We start from the raw sequence: 18,748 nt of genomic DNA, 5'->3' as shown, positions 1-18,748 counted from the left end.
ATAGAGACGGGCTGCTGATTGTACCGGCGGCCACAACAGCACTCAGCTTTGGCCCAGCCTTTCTACAATGGCGGCTATGTTTGTTCATTTGCGCCTGCACACCGAGTTTTCCGTCGTTGACGGCACCAACCGTATCGATGAGGTGGTGCAAGCTGCCGCCGCCGACGGCCAGCCTGCACTGGCTATTACGGATTTCAACAACCTGTTTGGGGCTGTCAAGTTTTACAAGCAAACGCGTGGCAAGGGGGTCAAACCCGTGCTGGGGGCAGAAGTGGTGCTCGAAGGCCCCACCGCCAGTGACCCTACATCCCGCATGGTGTTGCTGGTGCAAGACGCCCAAGGTTATCTCAACCTGTCGGAGTTGCTAGCCCGTGCTTGGACGAGCAACCAAATCAAATCGCAAGCGGTGTGTACTTGGGCTTGGCTGCAAGAGCTCCATCAAGGGCTGATTGTGCTGGCCGGTGCGCAAGCAGGCCCAGTGGGCCAAGCCTTGGTGCGCGGCGATAGTGCCGGGGCTGCGGCGCTGGCACAACGCCTTGCGGCGGTGTTTCCGCAGCGTTTTTATCTCGAAATCCAACGCGCAGGCCGCCCCGATGATGAAAGCCATGTCGCTGCCACAGTGCAGTTGGCGGCGCAGTTGCAACTGCCGGTGGTGGCTACCCATCCGGTGCAGTTTGCTACCGAAGATGATTACGATGCCCATGAGGCCCGCGTTTGTATTGCCGAAGGCGAGATTTTGGGCAACCAGCGCCGCGTGCGCCGCTTTACGCGCGAGCAGTATTTCAAATCGTCAGCGCAAATGCAGGCGCTGTTTGCCGATGTGCCATCGGCGCTGGCCAATACGGTGCAAATTGCCCAGCGCTGCAACCTGACGCTGGTGCTGGGCAAGCCGCAATTGCCTAATTTTCCGATTCCGCCGGTCGATGGCAAGGTGCTGTCGGTGGATGACTATTTCCGCTACGTTTCGCACGAGGGGTTGGAGCAGCGCCTGCAACATCTCTACCCTAACCCGACATTGCGTGAGGCACAACGCCCACGCTATTTGGAGCGCTTGGAGTTTGAACTCAACACCATCCTGAAGATGGGGTTTCCGGGCTACTTTCTGATTGTGGGCGACTTTATCCAGTGGGCCAAAACCCACGGCTGCCCGGTGGGGCCGGGCCGGGGGTCAGGGGCCGGTTCTTTGGTGGCCTATGTTCTCAAAATCACCGACCTTGATCCGCTGGAATACAAGCTGCTGTTCGAGCGTTTCTTGAACCCCGACCGGGTATCCATGCCCGACTTTGATATTGACTTTTGCCAGTCCAACCGCGACCGGGTGATCGACTACGTCAAAGAAAAATACGGCAAGGATGCCGTGAGCCAGATTGCCACCTTTGGCACCATGGCCGCCCGCGCCGCCATCCGCGATGTGGGTCGGGTGTTGGACATGAGCTACACCTTCTGCGATGGCATCAGCAAGCTCATTCCGAACAAGCCGGGCCAGCACATCACCATTGCCGGGGCCATTGAGGCCGAACCCGTGCTGGCCGAGCGGTTAGCCAAAGAAGATGAGGTTAAAACCCTGCTGGCGCTGGCCCAAAAGCTAGAGGGCCTGACGCGCAACATCGGGATGCACGCCGGGGGCGTGCTGATTGCACCGGGCAAACTCACCGATTTTTGCCCGCTCTACCAGCAGCCGGGCAGTGAATCGGCGGTGAGCCAGTACGACAAAGACGATGTCGAGGCCATTGGGCTGGTGAAGTTTGACTTTTTGGGGCTGGCTACGTTGACCATCTTGGAGTTGGCGCGCGAGTTTATTGTGCAGCGCCACCCCGACCAAGCCGGTTTTGCCTTTGAAGATATTGCGCTTAACGACAAAGCCACCTACGAGCTGTTCTCTGATGGGTTGACTGAAGCGGTGTTCCAGTTTGAAAGCCGGGGCATGCAGGGGATGCTCAAGGAAGCGCGGCCCACACGCTTGGAAGACTTGATCGCCCTCAATGCGCTGTACCGCCCCGGCCCGATGGACTTGATCCCGAGCTTTGTCAATCGCAAGCATGGCAAAGAGCCGGTCGAGTACCCGCACCCGCTGGTGGCAGAGATGCTGTCCGAGACCTACGGCATCATGGTCTATCAAGAGCAGGTGATGCAGACGGCGCAGATTTTGGGCGGCTACTCACTCGGTGGTGCCGACTTGCTGCGCCGGGCGATGGGCAAAAAGAAGGCCGAAGAAATGGCCGAGCACCGGGCCATCTTCCGCACCGGGGCGGCCAAAAATGACATCAGCGAAGAAAAGGCCGATGAAATTTTTGACTTGATGGAGAAGTTTGCCGGTTACGGCTTTAACAAGTCCCACGCCGCTGCTTACTCTTTGTTGGCTTACCACACCGGCTGGCTCAAGGTGCATTTCAAGGCGGAGTTTTTCTGCGCCAACATGACCATCGAAATGGACGACACCGACAAGCTCAAGGTGTTGCTCGACGATGCGCAAAAGAACTTTGGCATCTCTTTTGAGCCGCCCGATGTGAACCGGGGTGCTTACCGCTTTGAGCCGATTTCTGACACCGCCATCCGCTACGGTTTAGGGGCTGTCAAAGGCACCGGCAAGGCCGCCATTGAGGCTATTATTGCCGCCCGCGAAGGCCGGGGGGAAGGCCCGCAAGGCGACCGCAGCGGCCCGTTTAGCAGTTTGTTTGATTTTTGTTTGCGCGTTGAGCGCAGCAAGCTCAACAAACGCAGCGTCGATGCCTTGATTAAGGCCGGGGCGTTTGACACCATTGAGCCTAATCGCGCCGCGTTGTCAGCCTCGATTGACCGGGCATTTGACTTTGCCACCACCACACTAGCCAACGCCAACCAAGGCGGCCTGTTTGACATGGACGCTGATGCCCATGGCTCCAGCACCCAAGAGCCGCAGCTGGTCGATGTGGCCCCTTGGGGCGTGAAAGAGCGCCTGACCTACGAAAAACCCGCGCTGGGCTTTTATCTATCGGGCCATTTGTTTGACGAAGTGGCTGCCGAGGTGCGCCGTTTTGTGCGTACCCGCATTGCCGATTTGCGCGACACCCGCGATACGCAAACCATTGCCGGTATTGTGGGCGGCTTTCGGGTCGTCAACGGTATGCGCGGCAAGCAAGGCATCTTGGTGCTGGACGATACTTCAGCGCAAGTGGAAGCCTCTGCCAGCGAAGCGGTGCTCAACACCTACCGCGAGCTGCTGCAAGACGATGAACTGGTGATTGTGTCGGGCCGCCTGCAACCGGGGCGCAACGGCTTTGAGGCCCGGTTTATCGTGCAGCAGGTGCATGATTTGGCTACGGCGCGCAGCCGCTTTGGCAAGTACCTCCAAGTGGCAGTGGGCGGGGGCACCCCCGACTTGGCCCGTTTGCTGCGCGATTACCCCTGCCGCGAGGAGAAACCTGCCCAAGGGGACGTGCAGAGGTATGGATTGCCGGTGCGCTTGTCCATCGTTTGTGCGGGGCCTGAGGGCGCTACCAACGCACAAGTGCAGTTGGGCGATGCCTACCAGACTTATCCCAGCGATGAAGCCTTGGCCGCTTGGGCGCAACAGGCCGATCAAGGGCGCGTTACCATCGTTTACGAAATATAAACATGGTTATGGCTACAGTACTTGAAAAATTCAGCCCACAGGCACAAATGCCTTTGTTCAGCGCCAAGGTGCGCGCATCGTTAGAATGATTTTTATGGCAACACAACCCCCCACCCCTGTCCGTGCGCCTGCGGTGCATCGGCCTGCGTCGGATGACGGCGATGCCGTCGTGCTGGAGCGTTTGCCGCAAAAAACCCAGCCGCCACAGATGTACCGGGTCGTCATGCTCAACGACGACTACACACCGATGGAGTTTGTCATTGTGGTGTTGCAAGAATTTTTTGGCAAAGACCGCGAAGCGGCCACCCAGATCATGCTCAAAATCCATCTCGACGGCAAAGGGGTGTGCGGCGTTTACTCCCGCGACATTGCTGCCACCAAGGTCGATCAGGTGATGGAGGCAGCCCATCAGGCAGGCCATCCCTTGCAATGCTTGAGCGAGCCGGTTGAATAAACCGCTACCGTCCCCAAATACAGTCCACTTTCCCGCAAGCACAAAGGAGTTCACATGATTGCCCAAGAACTGGAAGTCAGCTTGCACATGGCCTTTGTTGAGGCCCGCCAGCAACGCCACGAATTTATTACCGTGGAGCACCTGTTGCTCGCACTGCTCGATAACCCCAGCGCCGCCGAGGTGTTGCGTGCCTGTTCGGCCAATATGGACGATCTGCGCACCGCGCTGGCCCACTTTATTAAAGACAACACCCCCCAAGTGGCCGGTATCGATGAAGTCGATACCCAGCCCACGCTGGGCTTTCAGCGCGTCATCCAGCGCGCCATCATGCACGTACAGTCTACGGGCAGTGGTAAAAAAGAGGTCAACGGTGCCAACGTGCTGGTGGCTATTTTTGGCGAGAAAGACTCGCACGCTGTGTACTACCTGCACCAGCAGGGCGTCACCCGGTTGGATGTGGTCAACTTTATTGCCCACGGTATCAAAAAGAGCGAGCCACCTGAACCGGCCAAAGGCCCCGAAGGCGCTGGCCCCGAAGGCGAAGAGGCTGTACACAGCGAAAAGAGCGAAAAAGCCTCGCCGCTGGAGCTGTACACGCAAAACCTCAACCAGTTGGCCAAAGACGGCAAAATCGACCCGCTGATTGGTCGCCATTTTGAGGTCGAGCGCACCATTCAAATTTTGTGCCGCCGCCGCAAAAACAACCCGCTGCTGGTGGGTGAGGCGGGTGTGGGCAAAACTGCCATCGCCGAGGGCTTGGCTTGGCGCATCACGCAAAAAGATGTGCCCGAAATCTTGGCCGAGGCCACGGTTTACTCGCTGGACATGGGCGCGCTGCTGGCCGGTACCAAGTACCGGGGCGATTTTGAGCAGCGTCTCAAGGCGGTGCTCAAAGCCCTCAAAGACAAGCCGCACGCCGTGCTGTTCATTGACGAAATCCACACCCTGATTGGCGCTGGTGCGGCCTCCGGCGGCACAATGGATGCTTCCAACCTGCTCAAGCCGGCACTCAGTTCAGGCGTACTCAAGTGCATTGGGGCCACCACCTTTACCGAATACCGGGGCATTTTTGAAAAAGATGCAGCGTTGTCTCGGCGCTTCCAAAAGGTGGATGTGGTCGAGCCCAGCGTGGCCGAAACCATCGACATCCTCAAGGGCCTGAAATCGCGCTTTGAAGAGCACCACAGCGTCAAATACGCAGCGGCAGCCCTGCAAGCAGCGGCTGAACTCAGCGCCAAATACATCAATGACCGCCACTTGCCCGACAAGGCGATTGATGTGATTGACGAGGCTGGTGCCGCCCAGCGTATTTTGGTAGCCAGCAAGCGCAAGAAAACCATTGGCAAAACCGAGATCGAAGAGATCGTTGCCAAAATTGCGCGCATTCCCCCGGCCAATGTCTCCAATGACGACCGGGGCAAACTGCAAGTGCTAGAGCGCGACCTGAAAAGCGTGGTTTTCGGCCAAGACAAGGCGCTGGAAGTGCTGGCCTCTAGCGTCAAAATGGCGCGTTCGGGTTTGGGTAAGCCCGACAAGCCGATTGGTGCTTTCTTGTTCAGTGGCCCCACGGGTGTGGGTAAAACCGAAGCGGCACGGCAATTGGCCTACATTTTGGGCATTGAGCTGATCCGCTTTGATATGTCTGAATACATGGAGCGCCACGCCGTTAGCCGCCTGATTGGCGCGCCCCCCGGCTATGTCGGTTTTGACCAAGGTGGCTTGCTGACCGAAGCCATCACCAAAAAGCCGCACTCTGTGCTGCTGCTTGATGAAATCGAAAAGGCACACCCCGACATCTTCAACGTGCTATTGCAGGTGATGGACCACGGCACCCTGACCGACAACAATGGGCGCAAGGCCGACTTCCGCAATGTCATCATCGTCATGACGACCAATGCGGGGGCCGAAACCATGAACAAAGCCACCATCGGCTTTACCACCCAGCGTGAGGCTGGTGACGAGATGGCCGACATCAAGCGCCTGTTCACGCCGGAGTTTCGCAACCGGCTTGATGCTATCGTCGGTTTCAAGGCGCTCGATGAGCAGGTCATTTTGCGCGTGGTCGATAAGTTCTTGTTGCAGCTCGAAACCCAACTGGCCGAGAAAAAGGTGGAAGTCACCTTTACCGATGCGCTGCGCAAGCACTTAGCTAAGAAGGGCTTTGATCCGCTGATGGGCGCACGCCCCATGCAACGCCTGATCCAAGACACTATCCGCCGTGCTTTGGCCGATGAGCTGCTGTTTGGCCGCCTAGTCGATGGTGGCCGCCTGACGGTCGATGTGGAGCTGAAGAAGGACGACAAGGGCGTCGAGACTTCGGAAGTGAAACTCGACATCCAGCCCCTGACGAAGAAGGAGCGCGCCGCCAAGGCCGAACCGGCGGAACCAGAAGAAGCGGCTGCCCGTTAAACCCTAGCAGCACAAGCTGTTGGCACAAGGCCAGCGCCCGGTGGGGCGGCTGGCCTTTGTTTTTTTGGATGCTCAAACGATGGCGGTCAGGTCATCAGCGCTCAAGGCTGTGCCGCGCAGTGGGCGCTCCATAGTGATGTGGGTGATGCCCGCTTCTTCGTATGGCTCGCCATGGGGGATAAAACCAGCGCGGAGGTAGAACGGCACCGCAGTGCATTGGGCATGCAGTTCGACACAAACATCGCCCCGGCTGCGTGCCGCCTCTAGCAGGGTCTGGAGCAGTTCTTGGCCCCAATGGGCACCGCGCAGCGCTTGGTGTACGGCCATGCGGCCTATGCGACCTATGCCGCCTTGGGCGGGCAACAGCCGCCCGGTGGCAATGGCTTGGCCTAGGCGGTTGTAGACCACGGCGTGGACGCAGTGCAGGTCTTGGCTATCGAGTTCGAGTTCTGGCGCAATGCCTTGCTCTTGGACAAAAACGGCAGTGCGCAGGGCCAGTGCGTCGTCACCCAGTTGCTGCCAATCGCCGGTGCGCACTTCGGCCATGCTGTGGCCGGCCTCAAAGCTCTCTAATAACGTGCGCAGGCCGACGGGCACCGGGCGGCTACTGTGCGCGGCTAAATCGATAAACACGGCGATGATTTCTGCCGACACCAGCAACTGCTCGCCCCGGAAAATACCGGCCTCCAGTTGCACCGAAGAGTTGCCCACCCGCACACAGCGCAGGCCCACTTCGAGCACATCGTCTAGCCGGGCTGAGGCGTGGTATTCGAGGGTGCATTTTCTCATCACCAGCTCGCCCCCCAGCAAGGCTACACCCGATTCATAGGGCAGGGCCAAAGCACGCCAGTAATCTAAGATGGCACTCTGAACATACATCAGGTAGTGTGGGCTAGAGACGATTTTTTGGCTATCGACTTCAATCCAGCGCACGCGCATACGGTGTAGACAGCGAAAATCAGTACGTTGCATCATTTTTATTCCGGGGTAAAGGCTTGGCGCAGGGCGCGGGCGGCATCGGCGTGGGCGGTACGCGCCTCCGGGATAGCACGGCCCATTTTGATAAATTCATGGGTCACGCCCCTGTAGATTTCTAAATCCACCTGCACCCCGGCCAGCCGTAATTTGTCGGCATAATCCACGCCCTCATCCACCAGCGGGTCGCATTCGGCCAGCCCCATCCAAGCAGGGGCCACGCCTTCGATATCTGGGGCCAGCAGCGGCGCAAAGCGCCAGTCTTCGCGCTCTTGCCGAGTTTGCACATAGTTGCCAAAGAACCAACTGATGGCAGGTTCCTCCAGCACCAGCCCACGCGCATAGGTGGCGTGCGAGGGGGTATCTTGGTGCGCGGCGCAGCCGGGGTAAAACAGCAATTGCAGTGCCAGCGGCAAACCAGCATCGCGCGCCAAAATAGCATTGACGGCAGCCAGCGTGCCGCCCGCGCTGTCGCCGCCCACTGCCAATCGGGAGGCATCAGCACCCAGCGTGGTGGCGTGCAGTGCCAGCCATTGCAGGGCATCCCAAGCATCATGGCAGGCGGTAGGAAAGCGGTATTCGGGTGCCAAGCGGTAGTCCAGCGCCACCACCATGCAATCGGCCAGCCGTGCTAACTCGCGGCACAGGGTGTCGTGGGTGGCAAGGCTACCAATGGTAAAGCCGCCACCATGCAAATACAGCAGCAAGCCGGGGGCTGGGCCCGCTGCGTTGGGGGCATACAGGCGGGCGGGCAGGGCATAACCATCGCGGGCCGGGATGGTGAAGTCTTCTACCCGCGCCAGCGCGGCCTTGGGCACTTCCAACACCCCGGCACCGACCTCGTAGGCTGCGCGGGCCTCTAGGGGCGTCAGGGTGTGCAAGGGGGCACCGCCTGCGCGGTGCATACGCTGCAAAACGCTGCGCATGGGCGCAGTCAGGCGGGTGTGGTGGAGATGCAGTTCAGGATGGGCAGTCACAGTGGGGCACAAGGGCAATCGAAGCCACCATTATGCGGATGCCTCTGTGACAGCACGTTCTAATGGCCCGTAAGCCAGCCCAGAGGCCACACCACCAAACAGATCACCCTCGACCAAAGGCACTCCCGGAAACCCTTGTGCCAGCACCTGCTGGAAGGCGCGCAAGGCCGAGGAGCCGCCCGTGAGGTAGATCGCGCCCAATTGGGCAGGCTGTAGCCCGGCTTGGCGCACGCATTCTTGCGCACATTGCACCACACGCTCTAGCAGGGTGGACAGGTGGCTTGCCACCTGCTCTGGGGCCAGCGTAGCGATGAGTTCGGCTTCTACCTCGGACAAATCCAGCGCTTGCGGCTGTTCAGTGACAGAGCAGGCAATCTTGGCCTGTTCCATCGCGTTCATCAGGCGGTGCCCCAGTTGCTCGCGCAGTACCACCATCAGGCGCTGGTGCAGGCGCTCATCGCGGTAGTCTTCGCGCAGGGCTTGGGCCTCGCGTACCGCTTTGGGCGACGACAGCCAATGGATCATGTGCCAAGTCGCCAAATCAAAGAAAACCCGGCTGGGCACTTCGCGGCCCTTAGGGCCGGTATGGCGGTAGCCCAACAGCGGCATGACCTGTTCGAGGTGCAGTTTGTGGTCGTAGTCGGTGCCGCCGATGTGTACGCCGGTGGTAGCCAGAATGTCGGCGCTGCGATCGGTTTGGGCGATACGCTGCGGCCCCAAGCGCACCACGGTAAAGTCGGAGGTGCCGCCGCCAATATCGACCACCAGCACGGTGCTTTCTTGCGTCAGGCGGCGTTCATAGTCTAGCGCGGCAGCAATCGGCTCTAATTGAAAGCCCACTTCGGCAAAACCACAGCGGGCCGCCGCTTGCAACAGCGAGGCTTGCGCTAGCTGGTCGCGTTCGGGGTTGTCATCGACAAAATGCACCGGACGCCCCAACACCAGCCGCGCTGGCAGGCCACCCAGTTGCAGACGTGCGCGCTGCACCAGTTCGAGCAAAAAGCGCTCGATGATGTCCTGAAAACTCACCATTTCGTTATGGATGGCGGTTTTTTCCTGTAGCAGTGGGCTACCCAGCAGGCTTTTGAGCGAGCGCATCAAGCGCCCCTCGGTGTGCGCCAGATAGTGCGTCATAGCGTCGCGGCCAAAATGCGTGCTGTGGGTTTCGCTGTTGAAAAATAGGGCGGTGGGCAGGGTAGTGGCTTGGCCCTCTAAGGGGAGCAGTCGGGCGTTGCCTTGGCCGTCGGCCCAAGCCACCGCAGAGTTGGAAGTGCCAAAGTCGATGCCCAGCGTACCGGGAAGAAAAGAAGTCATGCGCAGCAGAGCAAAAAAGCGGGCGATTGTGGCATGACACCACCACCACCCGCTTTGGGGGAGCAGTAAATTACAGCGCCAAGCCCTTCAGGTAGGCCCGGAATGCCTCTCCCACCTGTGGGTGCTGCAAGGCCAGTTCTACCGTGGCTTGCAAAAAGCCCTCCTTGCTGCCGCAGTCGTAGCGCTTGCCGGTGTACTGGTAGGCATAGACGGCCTCGTGCGCCATCAGGCGGGCAATAGCATCGGTGAGTTGGATTTCACCCCCGGCCCCTTGCGTTTGCTGGCGGATATGGCCAAAGATGGCGGGCGTCAGGATATAGCGTCCGGCCACACCCATGCGTGAGGGGGCGGTTTCCGGACTGGGCTTTTCGACGATGCGCTCAATGCGCAGCAGCGGCGACGGGCCACCCGCAGGCTGCCCGGCCACGATCCCATAGCGGTTCACCTGCTCCAACGGCACTTCTTGCACCGCCAGCAAGGAGCGGCCTTGCTCGGCAAAGCTGCGCACCATTTGAGCCAACACTGGCAAGCCATCGGCGGGGCCGACCATCAAATCGTCGGCCAGCAGCACTGCAAAGGGTTCTTGCCCCACCAGCGGCTCGGCACAAAGCACGGCGTGGCCTAGCCCCAAGGCACGGGGCTGGCGCACAAAGGCGCAGTCCATATCTGGGGGCTGGATGGAGCGCACCAGTGCCAGCAGTTCCTGTTTGTCCGCCTGTTCCAGTTCGTTTTCTAACTCGTAGGCGGTATCAAAATGGTCTTCAATCGCACGCTTACCGCGCCCAGTGACGAAGATCATGTGCCGCACGCCAGCGGCGTAGGCTTCTTCTACCGCATACTGGATCAGCGGTTTGTCTACCACCGGCAGCATCTCCTTGGGTGAGGCTTTGGTGGCAGGCAAAAACCGCGTGCCCAACCCGGCCACCGGGAACACAGCTTTGCGGATCGGGGCCGGAAGGTGCAGGCTCATCGTTTTTTAACCCAAGCGGGCTAGTTGCTCCTGAATGCGGGCCAGCGTGGCCGTGAAATCGGCAACACGTTTTTGCTCTTGGGCGAGCACTGCCGGTGGGGCTTTGGCCACAAACGCTTCGTTGCCGAGTTTGCCTTGGGCCTTGGCAATCTCGCCTTGCAGGCGGGCGGCTTCTTTGCCCAAGCGGGCTTTTTCAGCCGCGACATCAATCTCAACAAACAGCGCCAAGCGTGCTTCACCGACCACTGCCACTGGGGCAGTTTGGGCAGCAGCCTGCCAAGCGGCTTCATCGTCAAACACCTTGACTTCACTGAGCTTAGCCAGCGCTTGCAACACGGGGGCCACCTCACGCACAAAGCTGGCATCTCCCACCACCAGTAAGGGTAGGCGGCTGGCGGGCGAGACATTCATCTCGCCGCGCAGAGTGCGGCAGGTATCGACCAGCGCCTTCAGGCGCGCCATTTGGGCCACGGCGGCAGCGTCGATTTTGTCGGCTTGTGCTTCGGGGTAGTGGGCAATGCTGACCGAAGCACCAGCCAATCCGGCCACTGGGGCCACGGTTTGCCACAGGGCTTCGGTGATGAACGGGATGATGGGGTGGGCCAGACGCAAAATCGCTTCCAATGTGCGAATCAGCGTGCGGCGCGTGGCGCGCTGTTGGGCTTCGTTGCCAGTCTGGATTTGCACCTTGGCGATTTCCAGATACCAGTCGCAGAACTCGTTCCAGACAAAGTCGTAAACCGTATTAGCGACATTATCCAGGCGGTACTCGGCAAAGCCTTTGGCCACTTCGGCCTCGACTTTTTGCAGTTGCGAAATAATCCAGCGGTCGGCATCGCTGCGCTCAAGCACCGCCTCGGAGGTGACGCCGCAATCGTAGCCTTCGCAGTTCATCAGCACAAAGCGGCTGGCGTTCCAGAGCTTGTTGCAGAAGTTGCGATAGCCTTCGCAGCGCTTGCTGTCAAAGTTGATGCTGCGGCCCAAGCTAGCCAATGCGGCAAAAGTAAAGCGCAACGCATCGGCCCCGTAGGCCGGAATGCCGTCTGGGAATTCCTTTTGCGTGTCTTTGCGCACGCGGGGCGCGGTTTCGGGCTTGCGCAGGCCAGTGGTGCGCTTGTCCAGCAGGGGTTCCAAGGCAATGCCGTCGATCAGATCGACCGGGTCGAGCACATTGCCTTCCGACTTGCTCATCTTCTTGCCTTGGGCATCACGCACCAAGCCGTGGATGTAAACGTGCTTAAACGGCACTTTGCCGGTAAAGTGCGTGGTCATCATAATCATCCGGGCCACCCAGAAGAAAATGATGTCATAACCTGTGACGAGTACGCTGCTGGGTAGGTAGAGGTTGAAGTCGTCGTTGGCGGCTTCCGACTGTTCCGGCCAGCCCATGGTGCTAAACGGCACCAGCGCGGAGGAATACCAAGTGTCGAGCACATCTTCGTCGCGGCGCAGTGTTTTGCCCGGCGCTTGGGCTTGTGCTTCGGCCTCGTTGCGGGCGACATAAACGTTGCCCTCTTCGTCGTACCACGCCGGAATCTGATGGCCCCACCACAGTTGGCGCGAGATGCACCAGTCTTGGATGTTGTTCATCCACTGGTGGTAGGTGTTGATCCAGTTTTCGGGCACAAACTTCACGGCACCCGAATCGACGGCTTCGATGGCTTTTTGCGCAATGCTTTGGCCGGTGGCATCGCCTTCGCCCACCTTGTTCATGGCTACAAACCACTGGTCGGTGAGCATCTTTTCGATCATCTCGCCGGTGCGGGTGCAAATCGGGGCCATCAGCTTGTGCTTTTTGGAATCGACCAAGGCCCCCGATTCTTGCAAATCAGCCACGATCTTTTTGCGTGCCACATAGCGGTCTAGCCCTTGGTAGGCCACGGGCACCAAACGGGCCACGGCCTCGGCAGTGGGCAGTTGGGACAATTCGTGCAAGAAGGCGGCATGGGCAGCGGGGGCGGCACGCTCTTCTTCCTCATCGCTCAGGCCATAGCTCCAGATTTGCGCATGGATGTCTGCAATGCGATCCGCCGACAGGGTGCGCGCCTGCAAGTCAAAAATAATCAGCGCACTCAGGCGGTGGCGGCGGCCCACGGCGTAGTCGTTTTCGTCGTGGGCGGGCGTGACCTTGACCACGCCGGTACCAAAGTCTTTGTCCACATAGTCGTCGGCAATGACTGGAATCTCGCGGCCCACCAGCGGCAGCGTCACGGTTTTACCGATAAAGTCTTTGTAGCGTTCATCGTCGGGATGCACCATCACCGCCACGTCGCCCAGCATGGTTTCGGGGCGGGTGGTGGCTACCGTCAGGCTGCCAGAGCCATCGGTGAGCGGGTAAACGATGTACCAGAGCGAGCCGTCTTTTTCTTCGTTTTCTACTTCGAGATCCGACACTGCCGATTGCAACTTCGGGTCCCAATTGACCAGCCGCTTGCCCCGGTAGATCAAGCCCTGTTGGTACAGGCGCACAAAAGTCTCGCTGACCACCTTGGACAGCTTGTCGTCCATCGTGAAGTATTCACGGCTCCAGTCCACGCTATCGCCCATACGGCGCATTTGCGTGGTGATGGTGTTGCCGCTCTTTTCTTTCCACTCCCAGACTTTGGAGACAAAGTTCTTGCGCGCTTCAAAGGGTGTCGCGCCCATATCGTGGCGGCTGATGCCCTGCTCTTGCAGTTGGCGCTCCACGACGATTTGTGTGGCAATACCGGCGTGGTCGGTGCCCGGAATCCAAGCTGTGTTGTGGCCCTTCATGCGGTGGTAGCGTGTCAAACTGTCCATGATGGTCTGGTTGAACGCATGGCCCATGTGCAGCGTGCCGGTCACATTGGGCGGGGGCAACTGGATGGCAAAGGCGGGCTGGCTGGCATCTGCTTGGCCCGTGCCGCGTACACCGGCAGCACCGTAGCCGCGAGTTTCCCACTCAGGGCCCCACTGGGCTTCCAGCGCGGCGGGTTCAAACGATTTGGACAGACTGGCAAGGCCGGGTTGGGAGAGGGTGTCGCTCATCGGGGGCATCTCAGAAATGACAACGGCATCCACTGGGGATGCCGTCGGGTTGGCAGGTGACGGAATGGGAGCTAATTCTACCGGCCTGCCTTGCTTACTTGCCGCTGAGGTTTTAAGCCTGCTGGGGCACGAATTCGGGGCGGTCGTTGGTCTCAGGCTTGAGCAGGGTGTTTACCTTGCCTTCGGCGCGTTCTTTGCGCCATTGTTCTTTGCGTGCCGTCCAAGCGTTCAGGCGCTCGTGGGCCACTTGGCTATCTTTTTCCATCTGGTCGGCATCGGCCACTTGGGCGGCCAGTTCCAAACGGATGCCGTTGGGATCAAAGAAGTAGATGCTCTTGAAGATGTGGTGGTCGGTGACGCCCAGCACCTCAATGCCATGTGCCTCTAGGCGGGCCTTGGTGTTTTCTAGCTCTTGCACGCTGTTGACGCGGAAGGCAATGTGGTTGATCCACAGTGGCGTGTTGGGCGAAGGTTCGGGTTTGACATCGTCGCCAATGTCAAAAAAGGCGATGAACGAGCCATCTTGCAAGCGGAAAAAGAAGTGCGTGTAGGGGCAGTATTCGCCCGTGGACGGCACATAGTCACTCTGGATGATGTGGTACAGCGGCAACCCGAGGATGTCTTCGTAGAAATGGCGCGTTTCTTCGGCATCCCGCGATTTGTAGGCGTAGTGGTGCAGTTGCTGGATAGGGGCTGCGGGCGGCAGGCTGGCCAGATCGGGTTGTAAGGGGGCGTTCATCAAAGTCTCCGGGTGGTTGTTTTACTAAGCGTAATGAGTTTACCTTAAAGTAATTTAATGTGCTTGCTTGGGGCACAAAAAAGCCAGCCCGATCTGGGCTGGCTGATGCACGGATGCAGAAATCAGAAAGTCTCAAATAATGCTCTCGACAATCCCGCCTTCCACGCGCAGCGCTGCGCCGGTGGTGGCGCTGGCTTGGGGCGAGGCGGCATAAACGCACAGATTGGCTACTTCTTCGGGGGTGGCAAAGCGGCCAATCAGGCTAGAGGGGCGGTTTTCGCGGAAGAAGCGCACTTCCATCTCTGGCACCGAGATACCTTGTTCACGCGCCAAGTTGGCAAAGAAAGTTTGCACCCCTTCGGTGCGCGTTGGGCCGGGCAAAATGGTGTTGACGGTCACGCCGCTGCCCGCCAGCACCTTGGCCAGCCCACGCGACAGGCCCTGCAAGGCCGATTTGCTCACGCCGTAATGCACCATATCGGCGGGGATATTGATGGCTGACTCGCTAGAGATAAATTGGATGCGACCCCAGCCACGCGCTTTCATGCCTTGGGCGTAGTGGCGCGACAGGCGCAGGCCGCTCATCACGTTGGTTTGGAAGAAGGTTTCCCAGTCTTCATCGGTCAGGGCAAAAAAGTCTTGCGTGCCGTAAATGCCCAAATTGTTGATGAGGATGTCGGTGGCGGGCACGGCAGCAATCAGCGCTTGGCAGCCATTGGCGGTAGCCAAATCAGCGGCAATGCCTTGGGCTTGCAAGCCTTCAGCCTGCAAGGCGGCCACGGCAGCGTTGAGGCGCTGGGCATCGCGGGCGCTCAGGGTGACGCTGGCCCCGGCTTGGGCCAGCCCACGGGCAATAGCCAAACCGATACCCGCGCTGGCCCCGGTGATGAGGGCGGTTTTTCCGGAAAGATCAATGTGCATAACAAAATTGCTGAAAAAAGACAGAAAAAAGCGCCAGCCTTGTGGGGCTTGGCGCGTTCATTATTGGGGGAGATTACAGGGCTTATTGCTTGACCGCTTCAATCTGCACGACCAAGCGCACGTTCTTCGGGAAGCCCCAATCAACGCCGTAGTTCAGGCCAAAAGCCGTGCGGTCGATGGTGGCTTCAAAGTCGCCGCCGCACACTTCGCGCTTGAGCATCGGGCTGTCATAGCAGGCAAACTGGTTGGCCTTGAGGGTGATGGGCTGGGTTTTGCCCAGCAGGGTTAGTTTGCCATCCACGGAAGTGACCTTGTCGCCGTTAAAGTGGAACTTGTCAGAGACAAATTGGGCCGTGGGGTGCTTGGCTGCGTCAAAAATGTCGGCGCTTTGCAGGTGCTTGTCAAAAGCGGCGGTGCCGGTGTTGACCGAGGCAATATCAAAGCTGATATCTACCTTGCCGCTCTTACCGGCTTTGTCAAATTGCACAGTGCCTTCTTTTTTGTCAAAGCGGCCCCGGTTCACGGTAGCACCAAAGTGGCTGATCTCGAAGGTGGCAAAGGTGTGCGTGGGGTCAATGGCGTAGGCAGCGGGGGCAGCTTGCACGGCGCTGGCGGCCAAAGTAGCGATAGCGGCCAAGGAGAAGAGGGATTTACGCATGAAAAAACTCCTGAAAAAACGTTGAAAAAATCGGGGGAAAAGAAAAATTACAGCTTGCCCACGCCGGTCAGTGCGAGCTTGAATTGCACTTGCACATCGTCGGCCACCATCGAGGTGTCGGCCCATTCGTTCTCACCAATCTTGTAGGCTAAACGCTTGAGGGCCAGTGTGCCGGTGGCGGTGGTGGTGCCACCGTTTTGGCTCAGGGCCACAGGCACGGTCACATCACGGGCTTGGCCTTTGATGGTCAGCTTGCCTGCCACATCAAATTTGCCACCACCCAGTGCCTTGATGCTGCTGGATTCAAACGTGGCTTGCGGAAACTGGGGCACGTTAAACCACACCGCTTTTGGCAGCTCGGCATCGGTTTCTTTCGAGCCCAGCGTGGCGCTGCCGGTATCGACGCTAAAGCTGATTTTGCTCGTAGCCAACTTGGTGGCATCAAAAGCTACTTGGGCAGTGAATTTCTTGAAATGCCCTTGCAGCGGCACGCCCATTTGCTTGGCAGTAAAACTGATGTTGCTTTGTGCTGGCACCAAGGCTTGCTGTGCGCTGGCTGGGGCGGCCATGAGCAGGCTGGCACTGCCAAGCACCAAAGTAGAGAATAAAGAAATGATTTTCATTACAAGATCCAGACTAAAAAGAGATCAGAGCGCAGGTGCTTGAACAAAGTTCAACGCTGGCCGGGCCACATGCGGGCCAACAGGTTGTCGCGGTCAATCAGTTGGTGTTTGAGCGCTGCTGCCACGTGCAGCAGCACCAAGGCAGCCATGCCCAAAGCTGAGAGCTTGTGCAGCGGCTTGAGCAACTCGGCCAGTGCTGGGCTAGCTGGCACAAAATCAGGCAAAGGCACGAGGCCCAAAAATACAATAGGAAAGCCAGCCGCTGAGCTGTAGGCCCAGCCCAACAAGGGCACGGCAAAAAACAGCAGGTACAGCGCATGGTGCGTGCCGTGGTGCGCTACTTTTTGCCACTGCGGCATGGCTGCCTCCATCGCAGCGGGCAAGGCTGGTGGGCGGTGCGTGATGCGCCAAACCAAGCGCAGCAGCGATAGCAGCAAGATGGTCACACCGGCCCATTTGTGCCAGTTATAAAGCTGCAAGCGCCGGGGCGAAAACGGCAAATCGGCCATGTATATGCCCACCGCAAACACGGCGATCAGTGCAGCGCCGAGCAGCCAGTGCAATGCGATGGCGGTGGTGCTGTAGCGGCTGGCAGGTAGGCTAGGGGCAGCAGTAGGAAGTGTGTGGTGTGTGGGCATGGATGGCAACTGGCATCAGAAACAATGTCAGTGTAAGAACCATTCCATTCTTTTAGTTTCAATTGAATTGATGTTTCAATTAAAAATATTTGAATATGGCAGCAAGTTTAGGCCCCGGCCATCATGGGTTCAAACAGCACCACTTGGTTGCGGCCCCGCTCTTTGGCTTGGTACATGGCGGCATCGGCATGGCGCGACAGCTCGGTTTGCGTTTGGCCGTGTTCTGGGTACAGTGCCACGCCAATGCAGGAAGACACCGACAGCACTTTGCCATCGAGCTGCATCGGTTCATTGAGGGCCAAGCGTATTTTTTCGGCCACCTGCAAGGCGTCGGTGGGGCTGCTGAGGTTGAGCAGCAGCACCACAAACTCGTCACCCCCGACCCTGCTCACAGTGTCGGACTCGCGCACGCAAGATTGCATACGCTGCGCTACCTCTTGCAATACCAAGTCGCCAATGGCGTGGCCCCAGATGTCGTTGATGGGCTTGAACTTGTCTAGGTCAATAAACAGCAGCGCCAGCAGCGAGGCGTGGCGTTTAGCCAGCGCCAGCCCGCGCTCAACGCGATCCATAAACAGGCTGCGGTTGGGCAAATTGGTCAGGATGTCGTAATGGGCGAGATGGTCGAGTTTTTCTTGTGAGTGCTTGCGCTCTGTGATGTCGAGCTTGATGGCGACATAGTGGCTGTGTCGGCCTTCGGCATCAATGACTGGGGCAATGTGTGTCTCTTCGACATAGGTTTGGCCATGCTTGGTGCAGTTGATAATTTCCCCCATCCAGCGGTTCCCGTGGTTGAGCTCCGTCCACAACTCGCTAAACACCAATTGGTCGGTCAGGCCTGATTTGAGCATGGATGGCCGTTGTCCGCACACCTCATCAAAAGAGTAGCCGGTCAGTTGGGTAAAGTAAGGATTAACGTATTCAATGCGGCCTTGGGTGTCAGTGACCATCACTGTCAAGGGCGATTGCTCAATGGCGGTAGAGAGTACTTGCAGCTTGTTTTGTGCGGCTTTGATATCGGCCAGCGATTGCTCTAGCTGGCGGTTGAGCTGGGCCAGCGCGGCGCGTTGTTGTGCTCTTTCTAGGTGTGCCGATACCCGTGTTTTGACCACCTGTGGGTTGATGGGCTTGTGGATAAAGTCTACGGCCCCCGCCTCGATGCCCTGTGTTTCGCTGTCTGGATCGATGCGGGCAGTTACAAAAATCACCGGTACATCGCGTGTGCGCGGGTTGCTGCGCAAGTGCGCTAGCACTTCGTAGCCGTTCATGTCGGGCATCATCACATCGAGCAAAATCAGGTCAGGCAAGTCCTCATCTACTTGGGCCAGCCCTTCTTGCCCAGACAGGGCAAAACCGATGTCGCAGATGTCGGCCAGCGTTTCACCCAGAACTTCGATGTTTTCTGGTTGGTCGTCCACGATCAAGACTTGGGGGCGTGGGGGCAGCATGAAACAGTCTCTTTCTTTTGT

Annotated in this window: 14 protein-coding genes; 3 read left to right on the top strand and 11 right to left on the bottom strand. The window is 58.7% G+C overall.

The features are described 5' to 3' along the window. Positions 1-76: 76 nt before the first annotated feature. The 3 genes from dnaE to clpA all read left to right on the top strand — a co-directional run bounded on the left by dnaE (position 77) and on the right by clpA (position 6,455). Positions 77-3,592, top strand: a complete 3,516-nt coding sequence (gene dnaE, locus BMX55_RS03135) for a DNA polymerase III subunit alpha (protein ID WP_091453177.1) — start codon at positions 77-79, stop codon at positions 3,590-3,592. 85 nt (positions 3,593-3,677) lie between these two features. After that, positions 3,678-4,046: an ATP-dependent Clp protease adapter ClpS gene (clpS, locus tag BMX55_RS03130; RefSeq protein ID WP_091452562.1), complete on the top strand. Its 369-nt coding sequence runs from the start codon at positions 3,678-3,680 to the stop codon at positions 4,044-4,046. A 54-nt stretch (positions 4,047-4,100) separates the two neighbouring features. Then, positions 4,101-6,455, top strand: a complete 2,355-nt coding sequence (gene clpA / locus BMX55_RS03125; RefSeq protein WP_091452560.1) for an ATP-dependent Clp protease ATP-binding subunit ClpA — start codon at positions 4,101-4,103, stop codon at positions 6,453-6,455. 72 nt (positions 6,456-6,527) lie between these two features. Here clpA and BMX55_RS03120 read toward each other — a convergent pair whose 3' ends face one another. The 11 genes from BMX55_RS03120 to BMX55_RS03070 form a co-directional block, all read right to left on the bottom strand. Then, entirely contained in the window at positions 6,528-7,427 is a 900-nt protein-coding gene (locus BMX55_RS03120; protein ID WP_091453174.1) for a GNAT family N-acetyltransferase, read from the bottom strand. A gap of 5 nt (positions 7,428-7,432) precedes the next feature. Then, a complete protein-coding gene (locus BMX55_RS03115) occupies positions 7,433-8,356 on the bottom strand; it encodes an alpha/beta hydrolase (protein WP_091452557.1) in 924 nt (307 codons plus the stop codon). 81 nt (positions 8,357-8,437) lie between these two features. Continuing rightward, positions 8,438-9,721, bottom strand: a complete 1,284-nt coding sequence (locus BMX55_RS03110) for an Hsp70 family protein (RefSeq protein WP_091452553.1) — start codon at positions 9,719-9,721, stop codon at positions 8,438-8,440. A gap of 70 nt (positions 9,722-9,791) precedes the next feature. Further along, positions 9,792-10,691, bottom strand: coding sequence for a UTP--glucose-1-phosphate uridylyltransferase GalU (gene galU / locus BMX55_RS03105; RefSeq protein WP_091452550.1), 900 nt, complete (start codon positions 10,689-10,691; stop codon positions 9,792-9,794). Positions 10,692-10,697: 6 nt separating this feature from the next. Then, on the bottom strand, positions 10,698-13,700 hold the full coding sequence (locus tag BMX55_RS03100) for a valine--tRNA ligase (protein ID WP_091452546.1): 3,003 nt from the start codon (positions 13,698-13,700) through the stop codon (positions 10,698-10,700). Between the two features lie 112 nt (positions 13,701-13,812). Further along, on the bottom strand, positions 13,813-14,439 hold the full coding sequence (locus BMX55_RS03095; protein ID WP_091452541.1) for a VOC family protein: 627 nt from the start codon (positions 14,437-14,439) through the stop codon (positions 13,813-13,815). Positions 14,440-14,571: 132 nt separating this feature from the next. Continuing rightward, positions 14,572-15,360, bottom strand: coding sequence for an SDR family NAD(P)-dependent oxidoreductase (locus BMX55_RS03090; RefSeq protein WP_091452538.1), 789 nt, complete (start codon positions 15,358-15,360; stop codon positions 14,572-14,574). Between the two features lie 82 nt (positions 15,361-15,442). Next, complete coding sequence (locus BMX55_RS03085; protein ID WP_091452535.1) at positions 15,443-16,018, bottom strand: YceI family protein; 576 nt, start codon at positions 16,016-16,018, stop codon at positions 15,443-15,445. A gap of 47 nt (positions 16,019-16,065) precedes the next feature. Then, a complete protein-coding gene (locus BMX55_RS03080; RefSeq protein ID WP_425432043.1) occupies positions 16,066-16,587 on the bottom strand; it encodes a YceI family protein in 522 nt (173 codons plus the stop codon). A 104-nt stretch (positions 16,588-16,691) separates the two neighbouring features. Further along, positions 16,692-17,279 carry a cytochrome b gene (locus BMX55_RS03075; protein WP_091452529.1) on the bottom strand — a complete coding sequence of 196 codons (588 nt, stop codon included), beginning with the start codon at positions 17,277-17,279 and terminating at the stop codon, positions 16,692-16,694. A 107-nt stretch (positions 17,280-17,386) separates the two neighbouring features. Further along, the gene (locus BMX55_RS03070) at positions 17,387-18,727 is read right to left on the bottom strand and encodes a GGDEF domain-containing response regulator (RefSeq protein ID WP_091452524.1); all 1,341 of its coding nucleotides are present in this window, start codon (positions 18,725-18,727) and stop codon (positions 17,387-17,389) included. Positions 18,728-18,748 lie beyond the last annotated feature (21 nt).

The sequence above is a fragment of the Giesbergeria anulus genome (assembly GCF_900111115.1).
Classification (GTDB): Bacteria; Pseudomonadota; Gammaproteobacteria; order Burkholderiales; family Burkholderiaceae_C; genus Simplicispira; species Simplicispira anulus.
This window is presented reverse-complemented; position numbering and strand designations above follow the sequence as displayed.

What these genes read in the sequence shown, in the direction of transcription:
- dnaE (WP_091453177.1), top strand. Translation starts at nt 77, where the DNA reads ATGTTTGTTCATTTGCGCCTGCACACCGAGTTTTCCGTCGTTGACGGC.
- clpS (WP_091452562.1), top strand. Translation starts at nt 3,678, where the DNA reads ATGATTTTTATGGCAACACAACCCCCCACCCCTGTCCGTGCGCCTGCG.
- clpA (WP_091452560.1), top strand. Translation starts at nt 4,101, where the DNA reads ATGATTGCCCAAGAACTGGAAGTCAGCTTGCACATGGCCTTTGTTGAG.
- BMX55_RS03120 (WP_091453174.1), bottom strand. Translation starts at nt 7,427, where the DNA reads ATGCAACGTACTGATTTTCGCTGTCTACACCGTATGCGCGTGCGCTGG.
- BMX55_RS03115 (WP_091452557.1), bottom strand. Translation starts at nt 8,356, where the DNA reads ATGCGCAGCGTTTTGCAGCGTATGCACCGCGCAGGCGGTGCCCCCTTG.
- BMX55_RS03110 (WP_091452553.1), bottom strand. Translation starts at nt 9,721, where the DNA reads ATGACTTCTTTTCTTCCCGGTACGCTGGGCATCGACTTTGGCACTTCC.
- galU (WP_091452550.1), bottom strand. Translation starts at nt 10,691, where the DNA reads ATGAGCCTGCACCTTCCGGCCCCGATCCGCAAAGCTGTGTTCCCGGTG.
- BMX55_RS03100 (WP_091452546.1), bottom strand. Translation starts at nt 13,700, where the DNA reads ATGAGCGACACCCTCTCCCAACCCGGCCTTGCCAGTCTGTCCAAATCG.
- BMX55_RS03095 (WP_091452541.1), bottom strand. Translation starts at nt 14,439, where the DNA reads ATGAACGCCCCCTTACAACCCGATCTGGCCAGCCTGCCGCCCGCAGCC.
- BMX55_RS03090 (WP_091452538.1), bottom strand. Translation starts at nt 15,360, where the DNA reads ATGCACATTGATCTTTCCGGAAAAACCGCCCTCATCACCGGGGCCAGC.
- BMX55_RS03085 (WP_091452535.1), bottom strand. Translation starts at nt 16,018, where the DNA reads ATGCGTAAATCCCTCTTCTCCTTGGCCGCTATCGCTACTTTGGCCGCC.
- BMX55_RS03080 (WP_425432043.1), bottom strand. Translation starts at nt 16,587, where the DNA reads ATGGCCGCCCCAGCCAGCGCACAGCAAGCCTTGGTGCCAGCACAAAGC.
- BMX55_RS03075 (WP_091452529.1), bottom strand. Translation starts at nt 17,279, where the DNA reads ATGCCCACACACCACACACTTCCTACTGCTGCCCCTAGCCTACCTGCC.
- BMX55_RS03070 (WP_091452524.1), bottom strand. Translation starts at nt 18,727, where the DNA reads ATGCTGCCCCCACGCCCCCAAGTCTTGATCGTGGACGACCAACCAGAA.